Annotated in this window: 14 protein-coding genes; 6 read left to right on the forward strand and 8 right to left on the reverse strand. The window is 62.3% G+C overall.

The window, feature by feature from the left end:
- Positions 1–54: 54 nt before the first annotated feature.
- Both ACWPVA_RS04430 and metF read left to right on the forward strand, forming a co-directional pair.
- On the forward strand, positions 55–1,074 hold the full coding sequence (locus ACWPVA_RS04430) for an ArsR/SmtB family transcription factor (protein ID WP_454286524.1): 1,020 nt from the start codon (positions 55–57) through the stop codon (positions 1,072–1,074).
- Complete coding sequence (metF, locus tag ACWPVA_RS04435; protein ID WP_454286525.1) at positions 1,075–1,992, forward strand: methylenetetrahydrofolate reductase [NAD(P)H]; 918 nt, start codon at positions 1,075–1,077, stop codon at positions 1,990–1,992.
- A gap of 452 nt (positions 1,993–2,444) precedes the next feature.
- Here metF and ACWPVA_RS04440 read toward each other — a convergent pair whose 3' ends face one another.
- The 5 genes from ACWPVA_RS04440 to ACWPVA_RS04460 form a co-directional block, all read right to left on the reverse strand.
- Positions 2,445–3,362 carry a DMT family transporter gene (locus ACWPVA_RS04440; protein ID WP_454286526.1) on the reverse strand — a complete coding sequence of 306 codons (918 nt, stop codon included), beginning with the start codon at positions 3,360–3,362 and terminating at the stop codon, positions 2,445–2,447.
- 134 nt (positions 3,363–3,496) lie between these two features.
- Entirely contained in the window at positions 3,497–4,681 is a 1,185-nt protein-coding gene (locus ACWPVA_RS04445) for a lytic murein transglycosylase (RefSeq protein ID WP_454286527.1), read from the reverse strand.
- A 171-nt stretch (positions 4,682–4,852) separates the two neighbouring features.
- Complete coding sequence (locus tag ACWPVA_RS04450; protein WP_454286528.1) at positions 4,853–5,638, reverse strand: glycoside hydrolase family 25 protein; 786 nt, start codon at positions 5,636–5,638, stop codon at positions 4,853–4,855.
- A gap of 125 nt (positions 5,639–5,763) precedes the next feature.
- Positions 5,764–6,435, reverse strand: a complete 672-nt coding sequence (locus tag ACWPVA_RS04455) for a class I SAM-dependent methyltransferase (RefSeq protein ID WP_454286529.1) — start codon at positions 6,433–6,435, stop codon at positions 5,764–5,766.
- Positions 6,435–7,682, reverse strand: coding sequence for a DUF3419 family protein (locus ACWPVA_RS04460; protein WP_454286530.1), 1,248 nt, complete (start codon positions 7,680–7,682; stop codon positions 6,435–6,437). The genes ACWPVA_RS04455 and ACWPVA_RS04460 overlap by 1 nt, the downstream gene beginning before the upstream one ends.
- 196 nt (positions 7,683–7,878) lie before the next feature.
- On the opposite strand from ACWPVA_RS04460, the gene ACWPVA_RS04465 reads away from it, so the two are divergent.
- Positions 7,879–9,252, forward strand: a complete 1,374-nt coding sequence (locus ACWPVA_RS04465; RefSeq protein ID WP_454286531.1) for a serine hydrolase domain-containing protein — start codon at positions 7,879–7,881, stop codon at positions 9,250–9,252.
- A gap of 77 nt (positions 9,253–9,329) precedes the next feature.
- Here the strand turns inward: ACWPVA_RS04465 and ACWPVA_RS04470 are convergent, their stop codons facing one another.
- The 3 genes from ACWPVA_RS04470 to ACWPVA_RS04480 form a co-directional block, all read right to left on the reverse strand.
- The gene (locus ACWPVA_RS04470; RefSeq protein WP_454286532.1) at positions 9,330–10,286 is read right to left on the reverse strand and encodes a transglycosylase SLT domain-containing protein; all 957 of its coding nucleotides are present in this window, start codon (positions 10,284–10,286) and stop codon (positions 9,330–9,332) included.
- Positions 10,287–10,391: 105 nt separating this feature from the next.
- Positions 10,392–11,027, reverse strand: coding sequence for a LysE family translocator (locus tag ACWPVA_RS04475; RefSeq protein WP_454286533.1), 636 nt, complete (start codon positions 11,025–11,027; stop codon positions 10,392–10,394).
- Positions 11,028–11,074: 47 nt separating this feature from the next.
- Positions 11,075–12,289 carry a pyrophosphate--fructose-6-phosphate 1-phosphotransferase gene (locus ACWPVA_RS04480; RefSeq protein WP_454286534.1) on the reverse strand — a complete coding sequence of 405 codons (1,215 nt, stop codon included), beginning with the start codon at positions 12,287–12,289 and terminating at the stop codon, positions 11,075–11,077.
- Between the two features lie 449 nt (positions 12,290–12,738).
- On the opposite strand from ACWPVA_RS04480, the gene ACWPVA_RS04485 reads away from it, so the two are divergent.
- The 3 genes from ACWPVA_RS04485 to ACWPVA_RS04495 all read left to right on the forward strand — a co-directional run bounded on the left by ACWPVA_RS04485 (position 12,739) and on the right by ACWPVA_RS04495 (position 15,023).
- Positions 12,739–13,476 carry a TerB family tellurite resistance protein gene (locus tag ACWPVA_RS04485; protein WP_454286535.1) on the forward strand — a complete coding sequence of 246 codons (738 nt, stop codon included), beginning with the start codon at positions 12,739–12,741 and terminating at the stop codon, positions 13,474–13,476.
- Positions 13,473–14,234 (forward strand): N-acetylmuramoyl-L-alanine amidase, encoded by a 762-nt coding sequence (locus ACWPVA_RS04490; RefSeq protein ID WP_454286536.1) that lies wholly within the window; start codon positions 13,473–13,475, stop codon positions 14,232–14,234. The genes ACWPVA_RS04485 and ACWPVA_RS04490 overlap by 4 nt, the downstream gene beginning before the upstream one ends.
- 267 nt (positions 14,235–14,501) lie before the next feature.
- Positions 14,502–15,023, forward strand: a complete 522-nt coding sequence (locus ACWPVA_RS04495) for a lytic transglycosylase domain-containing protein (protein ID WP_454286537.1) — start codon at positions 14,502–14,504, stop codon at positions 15,021–15,023.
- Positions 15,024–15,069 lie beyond the last annotated feature (46 nt).

The raw sequence follows: 15,069 nt of genomic DNA on the forward strand, positions 1-15,069 counted from the left end.
GCACAGGCCGCCGTGCCGACATAAAGATATGTTTATATCTTGATTGGGTACGTTATGGCGGCAAACATGAAATTCGGCGTCGATGCCTTGGTGGAGCTTCTGAAAGCAGCTGGGGAGCCGACGCGCCTGCGACTGCTGGCGCTGCTTTCGGCGGGAGACCTGACGGTCACCGACCTGACCGACATTCTCGGTCAATCCCAACCGCGCATTTCCCGTCACCTTAAGCTGCTGACCGAGGCCGGTCTCATTGACCGTTATCAGGAGGGCGCCTGGGCCTATTTCCGGCTCAAGCAGGACGGTGATGCCGCAGCGCTCGCCAATACCCTCTTGGCGGCCACCTGCGAGGACGATGCCGTGCTCCTGCGTGATGGTGAACGTCTTGCTGCCGTCAAGCGGACCCGCGCCGAGCGTGCCCAGGAGTATTTCAAGCTCAATGCCTCTGAATGGGACGAACTGCGGCGCCTGCATGTCGATGATACCGCCGTCGAGGCCAAGCTGCTCGAACTCATCGGCACGGATACCGTCGATGCGCTGCTTGATCTCGGCACAGGCACGGGCCGGATTCTGCAACTTCTGCAGAACAGCTACCGCCGCGCCACCGGCATCGATGCCAGCCGCGACATGCTGGCTGTGGCGCGCGCCAATCTCGACAAGGCTGGCGTTCTCAAGGCGTCGGTGCGTCATGGCGACATCCTCAACCTGCCGCTCGACGGCAACGAGTACGACATCGTCATCATTCATCAGGTGCTGCACTTCCTCGTCCAGCCCGAACTGGCGCTGGCCGAAGCGAGCCGCATGCTGAAGACCGGCGGGCGGCTGGTCATCATCGACCTTGCACCGCATTCGCTCGAGTATCTGCGCGACGAGCATGCGCATCTGCGGCTCGGCTTCTCGCACCAGACCATGGCCGAATGGTTGTCCAAGTATGGGTTGACGGTCGAGAAGACCGTGGACCTGCCGCCGGGAAGCTCCGCAAGCAAGGGGCTGACCGTCACCATCTGGCTCGCCCGCCAGGGCGCCGAGTCCTCCGCAGCGACCAACAACGGGACCACCGACCAGACCGGGAGCAGGTGAATGGCAATCATGCACGATCGAAAAGACGCGACCGGCCAGCGCCTGCGTTGCTCCTTCGAGTTCTTTCCGCCCAAGTCGGCGGACATGGCTGACCAGTTATGGAAGACGGTGGACGAGCTTTGCGCCTGGGCCCCTGACTTCGTCTCCGTGACCTACGGCGCAGGGGGCACGACGCGTGAACCGACCCACGAGACGGTCAAGCGGCTGATTGCCGAGACGCCGCTTCGCACCGCCTCGCACCTGACCTGCGTCGGGGCGACGAAGGAGGAGGTGCACCAGGTGGTCGAACAGTTCCGCGCCGTCGGCGTGAAGCACTTCGTAGCACTTCGGGGCGATCCGCAAGACGGCATGGGCACGGCCTACCAGCCACATCCGGGTGGCTATGCCAATGCCGCCGAACTGGTCGCCGGTCTGCGCGAACTGGGTGACTTCGAGATTTCGGTGTCGGCCTATCCGGAAAAGCACCCGGAAAGCCCGAACGAGGCGGCAGACATCGACATGCTGAAGCGCAAGGTGGACAATGGCGCCTGCCGCGCTCTCACCCAGTTCTTCTTCGACAACGATGTGTTCGAGCGCTACCTCGAGCGGGTGCGGGCGGCCGGCATTTCAATCCCGATCGTCCCCGGCATCATGCCGATCCAGAACCTCAACCAGTTGAAGCGCTTCGCCTCGATGTGCGGTGCGACCATTCCGGTCTTCCTCGACAAGCGTTTCGCCGGTCTAGACGAGCAGCCGCAGGCCCGGGCCGAGGTTGCGGCTGAAGTGGCGGCCGAGCAGGTCGAGGACCTCCTGCGGCGCGGCGTTGGTGATTTCCATCTCTACACGATGAACCGCTCGGCTCTGGTCAGCGCGACGCTTCACAATCTCGGTCTCGAACCACAGGGCCGGGCGAGCGAAGGGGCGGGTGCCGCGGCGTGACGTAAATGCCCTCCGGCCAAAACGAGAAAGGCGCATCTCCGAACGGATGATGCGCCTTTCTTCATGAAACTGGAAAGCTCTATTGGCTTGTTCGGGGCCTGACCGCTGACGGTTCCTTCGAGGCCTTGTTCAACTCATGTGGTTCAGATGAACAGCATTGTGGCAATGAACACAAACGCCGCACCGACGATCAGGACATTGAGAGAGTTTGTAAGTCCCATGTCTGCCTCCTTGTGTTGACCGTTAGATAATATGTCGGATTTGTGTCGCAAGGAAAGCGATTAATGTGCTGCAGTGCCGTTGCAGACGGTGGATAACTTGTCGCACCCTTGGCCTTTTGTAGAAAATTCAACCGCTTGTCTAATTTCAGCGTTTGTTAATGTTGCTTAACAAGCGTGATCGGCAAAGCTCGCGAGCCGCTCCCAATAGGCACAGCGCGGTGCTTTGGCCACTTATGTTGCGCTGCGGCGAAACACCGGCAGACGGCCATCGAGGACGAGCAGGGCCGCGCCGATCAGCAGCATTCCGGCGAGGTCAAGGGGCTCCAACGTCTCGTTGAGGAACAGCGCGCCAAGCAGGATCGCGCTCGGCGGCACGAGCAGCGTGACCAGCGATGCGTTGGTGGCGCCGGCAAGGGCCATGATGCGGAAGAAGAGGATATAGCCGAATGCGGTGGAGATCAGCGCCAACGCCAGAATCGCGGCGACGGCTTCGAGCGGGGGAAAGGGAATTTGCCAGGAATGGTCGACCAGCAGCGCGGCCGGCAGCATGATGAGCGAGGACGCCGTCAACTGGCCGGTCGCTGTCACCGGCGCGGGCAGATCGCGGAAGCGTTTGCCATAGGTCGCGGCAAAGCCATAGGAAATCGCCGCGGCAATGGGCAGCATGAGGGCCCAGAGCGGTATGTGGCTGGCGTTCAGCGCGCTCGGGCCGATCAGCACGGCGGTGCCGGCAAACCCCAGCAGCGTGCCGGCGAGCTTGGCGGATGAGAGCTTCTCGTCGGCGGTCAGGCGGTTGGCGATCAGCACGGTCCAGATCGGCGTGGTGGCGTTGAGAATGGCGGCAAGGCCCGCGCCGATTTCCGTCTGGCCAAAGAGAATGAGTGTGTGTGGGATGGCGTTGTTGATCAGGCCGAGCAGAAGGAAGGCCGGCCAGCGCTGCCACAGCGAGCGGTAGAGATCCACGCGCCCATGCAGGTAGATGTGCAGCGCCAATGCAGCGATGGACAGCCGCAGGAAGGCGAGCGTCACCGGTGGGACATAGGGCACCGCGACCCGGCCGAAGAAGAACGAGCCGCCCCAGATCAGTCCGAGCAGGGCGAGCAACGACCAGGTCGTGGCATTGAGGCGGGGCGGGGCGACGGACGGCATGGGCAGGCTCCAGGGGAAAGAACTGGAGCGAGGTTTAGGCTAAGGGCGTAAACCGGACCACCCGAAATATGCTGCCTGTCAACGATCGTTGCACGTTGTGGGCGGCGCAAGGACTTGCACCGCCCCTGGCCGCGTCAGAGCGCGCCGAGAAGGGCTGGCGTTGCCCAGCCGTCGGCAGGCATGCCGAGGCGCTGCTGTTCCTTCTGGATGGCGACGCGCGTGCCGGAGCCGAGGATGCCGTCGATCTTGCCAACATCATGGCCCATGGCCTGCAGCTTGGTCTGCAGGGCCTTCATCGCTGCGTCGTCGAGCCCCTGTTCCGGATTACCCTTCTGATAGGGCTGGGCGCCCATCAGCCGCGTGGCGAAATAAGCGGCCGAGGTCGTGTAGATGAACGACTGATTCCACTCCAGATAAATGTTGAAGTTGGGATAGGTGATGAAGGCCGGTCCCTTGCGGCCCTGCGGCAGGACGAGCGAGGCCTGTAGTGCACCGAAGCCCGTGTTGCCGTCGCGCGGCTGTACGCCGAGCGCGAACCAATCGGCGGCGGTCATACTGCTACCGAAGCCCGACTTTTCCCAGGGGAGATTTTCAGGAACGACGACCTCCTGGATCCATGGCTCGCCACGGCGAAATCCAAGATGCTCGATGAACTTGGCCGCGGTCAGGATGGCGTCCGGGGCGCTCTGCTTCACGTTGACATGGCCATCGCCGTCGCCGTCGATGCCGAAGGCGACGATGTCCTTCGGCAGCATTTGCACCTGGCCGATCTCGCCGGCCCAGGCACCGGTGTTGGTGGCCGGGTCGAGATCGCCGTGTTGGACCATGGTGATGAGGTTCAGGAGCTGCGGACGGAAAAGCTCGGGACGGCGGCAGTCATGGGCGAGTGTGACCAGCGCGTTGCGGGTGTTGAAGTCGCCCTGGACAACGCCGAAATCGGTTTCCATCGCCCAGAATGCGGCGATCACGCCCGCCGGAACGCCATATTCCTGTTCGGCACGGCCAAAGACCTCGGCATATTGCTTGATCTTCTGGCGACCGATGTCGAGCCGGGACTGGCTGACGGTGCGCTGCGAGAATTCGAGGAAGGTCTGTTTGAAGACACCCTGCGACCGGTCACGCGACAACACCTTCTGGTCGATTTGCGCACCGGCGAGTGCCGCCTCCGCAGCCTCGGGCGACGCGCCTGCGGCGACTGCCTCGGCCTTCACGCCCTCAAGAAAAGCGCCAAGATCGCCGCCGCACTGCTGTGCAGCGGCAAGAGAGCTCGTGGCGAGAAAGGCGGTCAGGGCAAGAGCGAGGCGGGAGGTGGACTTCATGGGAGCATCCTTGCGAGGCTGGCGGTGAATGGCTTTGCTAATCGACCCGGTCGCGAGGCACAGCCGGGCGAAACGATACAGAGACGATATTGGCCGACTTTTTGACGAAAGCGAGATCGTCGCGGAAAAACCACCCTGAACGCGACATTTTTCGCGGCGAAGCCACGAAGGTCAGTGCTTCGAGGTGGCGGCGACCCAGTTCTTCCAGTTCTTCTCCGTGCCGGCAAAGACGTTGATGTCGGTATTGCCCTTGATGCCCGGGACGACGCCAGTGGACGTATACTGCCAGAAAGCCCAGCGGCGGGCCGGATAGATTTCCTCCGGATGCTGCGCGACCGCGCGGACCCAGAAATGATAATCCTGGAAGCTGCCTTCGAGATTGTCGCGGTGGAAGTCGACTGAGGTGTAGATGATCGGCCGCTTGCCGTAATGCGCCTCGATGCGGTCCATGAAGCGTTTCATCTCGGAGCGTACGGTCAGGGCGCCCGGACGGTAAGTGCAGGTTGGCGAGGTTGGGTTCCATTCGACGTCGAGCACCGGCGGCAGGTGCATCGATGCCTTCGGCACGTTGCGGATGAACCAGTCGGCCTGCTCGTCGGCTGTGGAGCAGAAATAATAGAAGTGATAGGGCGCATGCGGAATGCCGGCGGCTGCGGCCTGGCGCCAGTATTCCTCGAAGCGCGAATCGACCCTGTCCTTGCCCTCGGTCGCCTTGATGAAGGCGAAGGCGACGCCCGACTTCTTAACCTTCACCCAGTCGACGTTGCCGTTCCACTTCGACACGTCGATCCCGTGCACATTGTGCTTGTGCGGCGTCTTGCCGCCGAAATCCTGCGGGTCCTTGTCCTCAAAGCGCGGCGCCGCAATCGATGCGGTCTCCAGCAGGTCATAGCTGGCGGAGGTGCAACCGCTGAAAGTGAGCGTGATCGGCAGGAGGACAGAAAGAAGCCACCGCATGGAACATCCAATAAATCTAACTTGAGGTCATGCCCCGGTGTGGCGCGCGCCCACGCAAGCACAAGAGAGGCGCGAACCTCCATTTGTCTCCATCATCCTTAAATATCGGTTATTTTCAACTGGTCTTAGGCAATTGAGGTGCGAATGACCGCATGCCAGGCATAGCCGCGACCGATTGTTTCGAATTCCAGACGCCCCTTGACCGCATCGGCCCTGGCTTCGAGCACCGCCTTCAGTGTCGCGCGCGGGGTGACGTGGAAACGGGTGAGCCATGCTTGCAGCATGCCGCGAAACCAGCGGGGAAGGCGCTCCTGCTGGCCGAAATCGACGATGTGCAGCGAACCGCCGGGATTCAACGCGGCAAGCGCAGCGTCGATCGCCTTTTCCCAATCCGGGATCATCGATAGGGCATAGGAGATCATGATCCGGTCGAAGCCTTCGACGTCGAAGGTCGCGGCGGTGAAGGTCGTGGCATCCGCCACCTCGAGCATTGGCTTGACCGGCTTGCCGCGGAAATTGGCTCTGGCCGAGACCAGCATTTCGGCGGAAATGTCGAGCCCGTAGAGCCGGGCCGCCGGATAGATATGGTGTGCCAGCAGAAGATTGCGCCCCGTTCCGCAGCCGAATTCCAGCAGCGTGCCGTCGCGCGGCACGTCGAGGCGGGCGATCATCCGGTCGCGGCCGAAGAGGTAATACTTGCGTGTCAGATCGTAGATGTGCCGTTGGTAGCGATACATGCCGTCCATGCGCGCGGCGTGTTCGGTATTGAGGCGGGGCTCGGTCGAGGGGACGACCATCAGGCCATCCTCTCGTAGATGTGGAAGCCGCCGTAGATTGCCGAACGGTCCTGCTTGTTCAGCTCCTGCGAGCGCTCTGCGTGATAGGTCCAGCGGCTGAGCAGGGCATCCGAGAGGCGTCCATCGAGCACGCTCTTTTCGGCTGCGGTGCGGAAGATGACGCGGGCGCCCGGGGCGGCGGTCCGGGTGATCTCGGCCCACAGATCGGCGAGTTGTTCGTCGTTCATCCAGTCCTGGGCGTCGAGCAGGATGTAGCGATCGACGCTGCCGGCCGGCTTCGAGGTCAGCAGTTCGGTGAAGCTGGCGTGATGGACAGTCACCCGCCCAGAATTCGCGCGAATCGCCGGGTAGTTCTCCACTTTGAGATAGGTTGGCAGTGCGCCTTCGTGCGGCTGCGGATAGCGGCGGGCAAAGGCTTGCCAGGCGAAATAGTTATCCTTCAGCGGGAAGTGACAGGTGAGCTTTTCCAGCCTGTGGCGCAGAACGGGGGCGATCGTGCCGCCTTCCGAGAGGCTGGCCAGTTCGTCATATTGCTGCGGCGGAATGCCGAGGCCGAAAAGGGAACTCTTGCGGCTGGTCATCCAGCGGATCAGCGGCTTTTCGAACAGCGGCGCGATACGGTTGTCGAAGAACTGGCGCTGCTCGCGGAGCGATTTCGTCTTGGTGATCTCGGTCAGGTCGACGCCGTGCAGGCGCGCCAAGAGATGCCCTGCGCCGATGAAGCGGCCGAGCAGGCCGGTGCGGCAGAAATTGCGGTCGAAGGCGGCGATGCGACGCTTGCCGTCGAGGCCGCGCCGGTTCCAATAGGTGCGCGTCCAGTCATCGAGATTGGGGGCGACGTAGCGGTCGAAATTGCGGCTGTTGGTGCGGTTTCTCTCGCCGGCGAACTGGCGCACCACGGTCTCGTGATCCGGCATGTGGCGGAAGGTGGCAAGCTTCAGCCGGTTCAGCGCGACATGGTTCGGATTGAGGTCGACCACGTCGATCCGCGAGGGGTGGCGCGACAGGTAGGCGAGCATGTTGCAGCCGCCCGAACCGATCGTCACGATCGAATGGCCCTCGCCAAGCTCCATGGCCTCCATGTCGACTTCGGGGTCCTCCCAGATCTGGGCATAGACCAGGCCGGAGAACAGGAGTTCGAACAGTCGCTCCGACAGACCGTCGCGGCTGAGCGGCTTGTGCTGGAGCAAGGCGTTCTTCAGTTTATGGTTCTTGCGAAAGCCGGCATCGGGCGCAACATCGGTCATCTGTGTCAGCCATCCATTGAACGTTGATGGCGTTTAGCCGCGCACTGCTACAGTTTAATGACGCGGGCTGTTGGTTGGTCCGGACCGACATCGTCGGCCAAATAGCAGTGAGCAAGCGGCGTGAAGATGGCATTACTGGCTTTCCTGCTGCGGCAATTCCTGCTTGCATGGGTCGAAATCGGCAGAGGAGAGTTTTATGCGGCTGCTCGTGAAGGTGCTGAGGCGAGGAGTGCTCGCTCTCATCATGCTGGTGACCGGCGTGATTGTCTGGCTCTCGGCTGCTCCGCCCGAACTTCTGAGGGTCGGCACGGGCTATGCGGCAAAGATCGTCTGCTCCAATGTTTTCCTCGCCGGACGCGATCCCCAGGCGGTGCTGGCACTCGACGTCCAGGCACCCGGCCATCCGTTGCTCAAGCTGGTCGGTGTCGATGTCGACACGGAGAACAGGATCGTCACGGCGCGGATGCTGGGGGTCTTTGCCGCCAGCACAGCCGTCCATCGGGAAGGCCTCGGCTGCGCCAGCGTTCCGGATGGTGACCTCGATGCCGCGCTGACCGTCGTCGCGCCGGAAGCTGAGCCCCGTACGGTCACGGATACCGGTGCGCCCTGGCCTGAGGGCGAGGGGACCACGCCGGTTGATGGGCGCATTGCCACACTTCTTTCCGACGCGGACCTCGGCGGTCCCGGCATGCGAGCCGTCGTGGTCGTCAAGGACGGACGGATCGTCGGAGAAGCCTATGGTCAGGGATTCTCCGCCTCTACACCCTTGCTCGGCTGGTCGATGGCAAAAACCGTCAATGCAGCGATTGTCGGCAGGCTGCTTAAGGAGGCGCGCCTCGGTCTGTACGATACGCGGCTCTTCCCGGAATGGAGCGATGCGCCCGACGCATCGATCCGGCTGCGCGACCTTCTGGCGATGGAAAGCGGACTCGAGTTCAACGAGGACTATGGCGACGTCACCGACGTCACCCGCATGCTCTATCTCGAGCCGGACATGGCAGGCTTCAGCCTGTTAAAGCCGGTGCTTGCCGGCACGGGTGAGCAATTCAGCTATGCATCGGGCACCAGCGTGCTGCTCGCCCGTATCTGGATGAGCCGGCTTCCCGACCCCGGGCAGGCGCTCGCCTATCCGCGCAAGGCCCTGTTCGATCCGCTGGGCATGACGAGCGCGGTACTGGAGACCGATGCCGCCGGCACTTTCGTCGGCAGTTCCTATCTCTATGCCACTGCCCGGGATTGGGCGCGCTTTGGCCAGCTTCTCGTCGACGACGGGGTGTGGAACGGGGAGCGGCTGCTGCCGGAGGGGTTCGTCGCGGCGATGCAGCGGCCGACGGCCGCGTCCGGCGGGCGCTATACCGAAATCCAGGCCTGGCAGGTGGGGCCGGGCGACGAGCCTGACGAGCGCTTCGGCCTGACGCCTGAGACCTTCTGGCTGCTGGGACATGATGGGCAGGCGGTCGCGATCATACCGTCCGAGCGGCTCGTCGTCGTTCGCCTGGGGCTCACCCCGTCGAAACTAGGCTACCGGCCGCAGTCTCTGGTGAAGGCGGTTGCCGACGCGCTCCGCTGAGTGGGGCGAGGGAGGTGATTGTCGCGCCGAAATCCTACAAAAAAGCCGGCGACGTGGCAAAGGTCAGCAAGGGTCGATCACATGAAATCGGGCTGCAGGACGTGCAGCATGCCCTTGCGCTTGGCATCGTAATAGAAACCGCGGGAATAGTGCCGGACGGCACCGTCATGGCTCTTGTCGGCGACGAGCCAGGCGCCCTTGAGATACTTGATCGCGTATTTCAGATTGGTTTCCGCGTCGAACAGGCCGGAGGCTGGGCCGTCATAACCCATCGACTTGGCGGTCGCATACTTGATCTGCATAAGGCCGTAGTGGCCATTGTTGTAGGCCGTCGGCTTGTAGGTGCTCTCGCGGTTGACCACGCGGTGGATCAGCGCTTCCGGCATCTGGTAGATCGCCGCGTATTTCTTGATCAGCGCGTTGATTACGGTCGGACCGGAGGTCTGCGGCGTGATCGTTTCGATCAAGGGGGCAGGACCCGGCGGCGTGACATCGAACTGGGAGTCGAGTGCGGCGAGCGATGTGGCGGCCGAGGGTGAGGCATAGGCGAGGGGAGTGCCGGCGGGCTTGGCGGCCGGCACGATCGTCTGCTGCGCGGTCACCTCCGGCGGAAGCACGGCCGGGTCGGCGGTATCCGTCGACATCTGCAGCGTGGTCACCGTATTCGGCGAATTCGGCATTGCCGCAGTCTGGATGGCGATATTTTCCTGCCCCGCCGCCATGGCGATCGCCGCCGGGCTCGCAGCCGGATGTGTCAGAGCGACCGCTTTGAAGGTCGGAATGGGTGCCGGGGTGGCCGTGCCGGGAATGATCGGCGCGAGTTCGGCCGGTGCATTCGGATCGGCTGGTGCAGGAAGCGTGCTGGCCGCCTCGACGGCAGAGGTCTGGACCTGTCCGGCAGTGCTGCCGGCGACCGGATTGGCCTTCAGTTCCTGTTTTGCGGCTTCTTCCATGCTGCTGGTGCAGCCGGCCAGACCGGCGATCAGGACGGATGCGAGGCCGAAATGCCATCCGTAGTTTTTCTTTGCGAACATGCCGGCTTCCCAATCAATCCCCGGGCGGCACGCCAAGCGAGCGCCCTCCGTTAACATTCCGTTGTCATAATGGATGGGCCAAATTGCGGCAAGCTGACTATCGGTTCAGGCAGCGAGCTTGCGATAGCCGGCAATCACCGAGGCGGAGGCGATCAGGACTGGGTCGTGGCGGCGGCTCGTCAAGCGCTTGGGAATGCGCTGTCGCATGCGGCGGTGAATGGGTCTTGCGCTGAGCGCTACGGCGATCCAGACCACCACGGCGAGTGTGAGGACGGTGCCGACCAGTGCCGCCGCCTCCTGCGTCATCGACGCGCCAGGGCGCAAAAATTGCGTCAGCAAGGTGGCGGCAAAGACATAGTTCCATCGGCTGAACGCGGTCACCGCAAAGGCGTGGCGCATGATTCGCAGTGGTTTCTTCTCGGGCAGATTGTCGTTGTCCGCGATGGGCCCTTGCCCGCGGGGAGTGCGCCAGAGTTGAACAAGAACATAGACGAGATAAGCGGGCCCGAGCCAGCGTACGGGGTCGAGGATCTCCGGCACGGTGTGAAGCAAGCCAGCCAGGGCGAGCAGGGTCGCGCTTGTCACGACGAACGCCCCGGCCACAAGTGCGGGGAGGGTGGCGAACAGTGACTTGCGTCCCTGGCCGAGCGCGTAGGATACGACGAGAAACGTGACGCGACTGGGCGATGCAAGAAATAGCGCCGCGACGGCAGCGAAAGCCAGCCAGGTTTCAAGTGACATCTATCCAGTCCTCCACTTGAAGAGCAAGCCAGCTTTCGTCCTTGTCGTCAATTGGCCGGGCGGAATTTCTGACCCATATAGTCCATGACCTCGTGGAACCACGGGGTGTCGAGATCGAAGGCCTTGCCACCCTTGATGCGCGGGAACTCGATCGTGCGCAGGCGGCCGCCCTGGTCCTCGTCGTGACCGGTGACGCCCGAGATCTTGTTGAGCGCGCTTTCGACGGCGAGGTTGACCATGCTCTGGATGAGGCGCAGATCTTCGTAATTGGCCGGTGCGGAACGGGCATAGTAGCCCGACTTCTGTACCATCGAGCGGTCGGCCTTCAGCAGTTTGGCGAAGTGCTTCTGGAACCAGTTGCCAACGTTGATCGTGTCGATCTTCACATGGCCGAACGCATCGCGTTTGACCTCCTCGCCGGCGGCCTCGCGGTCCGCGACGATCTCCTCGAGGCAGGCGCCTTCCGAGACGAACAGCGTCACATAGCCGCTCCTGTCCATGATCTCCTTCAGGCGCTCGGCTTCGGCGTCGAGATCGAAATGGGTTTCCGGCAGGTAGAGCCCGTCGATGTTCTTGAGCTCGGTGTTCATCATCAAGCCTTCGATATATTCATTGTTGCGCGTGCGGTTGATGTAGGCACGCGCCGTCGCGGCGGTCAGCCAGCCGCAATGGCGGCCCATGACTTCATGGATGACCAGGGTGCGCGGGGCGGCACTCTGCTCGTTCGAGACGTGGTCGAAGAAGCGGGCGCCGACTTCGGCGGCCGTCCAGGCGCCGAGCGACTGCCTGATCGGTACTATGTCGTTGTCGACGGTTTTCGGCAGGCCGACGACGGTCAGGTCATAGCCGTTGGCCCCGAGATAGGCGGCAAGGTCGGCGGCCGTCGTGTTGGTGTCGTCGCCGCCGATGGTGTGCAGGATGGTCACGCCGTCTTCGGCGAGGCGTTCGGCCGCGACCCGAAGCGGATTTTCGCCATCCTTCACCAGGCCGCGCTTGGCGCAGTCAGTGGCGTTCGTCAGCTTGACGCGGCTGTTGCCGATCGGCGAGCCGCCATAGCGGTGGAGCAGGTGAGCCTTCTCGCGCATGTCCTTGGTGATCTCGATCCGGTCGCCAAGCAGCACGCCCTGGTAGCCGGAACGATAGGCGATCATCTCGATCTCCGGCGCGATGTCCGTGTAGCGCTCGATCAGTCCGCCGACCGCGGACGAGAGGCATGGCGCCAGGCCGCCGGCGGTCAGCATTGCAACTTTCTGTTTGGCCATCGATCCTCCTTCGACGCCGCTGCGGGCGCCGTTCGCATTCAGATTTTCCGCGCGAATGGATGCGACAGAAGGATAGGGCTGTAAAGGGAAAAGTTCAGGAAATACGGGGCTTTCACCCCATTCAAATGATGGAGGTCACGGCGATTGCGAATATAATCGTTTCAATGCTGACCTGCTTGCCGAGCGGGCTTGTGAAAATGCTCAGCAGTGTGGCGAAGGTCTGCCTGGACCCGATCTGCGCGACCCGGTGAAGGTCCACAGATCGCCAGTCTCGCAATCGACAATAGGGAAGCGCCGGCCAACGACCGCAGGCCTGGGGTGAGGCCGAGCATGGGACGGGCTACCTGCCGCCCCTGGTTCAGCATTTCGCATCGAATGTGAAGAAAGTTTAATGTCGCTGGCGGCCTGCCTGACTTGCTTTTTCTGGTGTTTTTTGATCAAGCTTATGGATGATTATCGATTTCGCCTGCGAACAGATCGCATCGTTGTGGGATCGTCTGCTGGGCGCTATCAGCGATGCAGCGGGCAGCGTCCTGTCGGGTATGGTCGAGGCGGTCCGCACAGTTTTCGAGGGCGATCCCGAAACGCGCCGCCGTGTTTCCTTCTCCGTGGCTATCATCGCGCTGTCTGCAAAGATGGCGAAGGCGGACGGCGTTGTGACCGCGGCCGAGGTCGATGCCTTTCGCAGCATCTTCGACTTTCCGGAAGAAGAAGCCAAGAATGTCGCACGCCTCTACAATCTCGCGCGCCAGGACGTGGCAGGTTACGAGGCCTATGCCCAGAGGCTCGCCGGCCTTTGCCGGACCTGTGACAGTTTCTGCCCTGTACTCGAGGACATCGTGGACGCGCTCTTCCACATCGCCAAGGCCGACGGCCTGATGCATGAGAAGGAAATGGACTTCCTTTCGCACATCGCCGAAATCTTCGGAATTACAGAGGAACGCTTCCAGACGATCACCGAGCGGCACCTGCATCTCGACGGCGATCCCTACGGCGTGCTGGGCGTTCAGCCGTCCGACGATTTCGCCACCATCCGCAAGCGTTATCGCGCGCTTGCCGCCGAGCATCATCCTGATCGGCTGCATGCCCGCGGCGTGCCGAGCGAGTTCCATGCCGTGGCCCACCACCGTATGGCCAAGCTCAATGCCGCCTATTCGGCGATCGAGAAAGAACGCCGCGCCGCATGAACTCATTTCCCGCCGATTTCCCCGGCGCCACCGTGATGCCGTCGCCCAACTTCGGCGAGCGGGCAGGCGGCTCGCGCCCTGACATGATTATCCTGCACTATACCGGAATGCCGGAGCATGATGGTGCGCTTGCCTGGCTCTGTGATCCGCAAAGCCAGGTATCGAGCCACTATTTCGTCCATGAGGATGGCCGGATCGTTCAGATGGTACCGGAGCACCGGCGCGCCTGGCATGCGGGCAAAAGCTTCTGGGCAGGCGAGACCGACATCAATTCGCGCTCGATCGGCATCGAGATCGCCAATGGCGGGCACCCCGCCGGGCTGCCGGGTTTTCCCGATCGGCAGATCGAAGCCGTCATTGAATTGTGTCTCGATTGCGGCCGCAGGCAACGTATCGCCCAGGAAAGGGTGCTGGCACACTCCGATGTGGCGCCGGTTCGCAAGGTCGATCCGGGTGAAAATTTCCCTTGGGGACGGCTTCATGCTGCGGGCGTCGGTCACTTTGTCGAGCCGGTACCGGTGCAGGGTGGGCGGTTCTTCCAGACGGGCGACCACGGGCAGCCGGTGGAAGCCTTGCAGTCGATGCTGTCTCTCTACGGCTATGACATTGATATAACAGGAGAATATTCCGACAAGACCGAAGGCGTCGTGGCCGCGTTCCAGCGCCATTTCCGCCCTGAACGCGTCGACGGGATCGCCGATATGTCGACGATCGAGACCCTGCATCGGCTGCTTGCCACGCTGCCGCGCTACGCCTGAAATTGCAGGCGAAAGACATCGGATTTCGCGCTGTCCGCTAAACGCGTGAAACGCCAATTTGTTGCACTGCCACACGAATTCCCTATTTCGCCGCTCTAAAGAACGAACTGAACGGCGGCACGGGCACCCAGTTTTTGCGGACCGTGTTTGCAAATATCAACGATGAGGGCATGGGCGGCGGCCTACCTGACGGGTAGGACGAACGAGGAAGATTTGCGTCCGGAACGGACGTTCGCCCGCCTCTCTGGTTCGGAGACTGACTTTTACATGATGAAGCGAATTGTTGCTGCTGCGGCATGCCTCGGTATTCTTTTGTCCTCGTCCATGACGGCCTCGGCCGGCGACGAGGAGCGTAGCTTCAGGGCTCCGCTCAAGACCGTGAACCGCGAGGCCGGCTATCCTGCGCCTTCCTTCTCCAAGAGCCCCTACACGAGCCTGATCTCCAAATACGCCAAGACCTACGGCGTTCCGGTGGCACTTGCCCATGCGGTCGTCAGGGTCGAAAGCAACTTCAATCCCAAGGCGCGCGGCAGCGCCGGTGAAATCGGACTCATGCAGATCAAGCCGGCGACGGCGCGCATGATGGGCTATTCCGGCTCATCCAAAGGGTTGTATGATCCTGAAACCAACATCCGCTTCGGCATGAAATACCTGTCGAAGGCGCATGATCTGGGCAATGGCCAGACGTGCTCCACCATCCTGAAATACAATGCCGGCCATGGCGCCAAGCGGATGAACCCGGTGTCTAAGCGCTATTGCGGCAAAGTGCTGGCGCTGATCGCTTCGTAAATCGCAAGGCACGGCCAGGGTGTGAAAAGCGCTGGCCGTGATTCCA

This window comes from Rhizobium arsenicireducens (genome assembly GCF_964021225.1).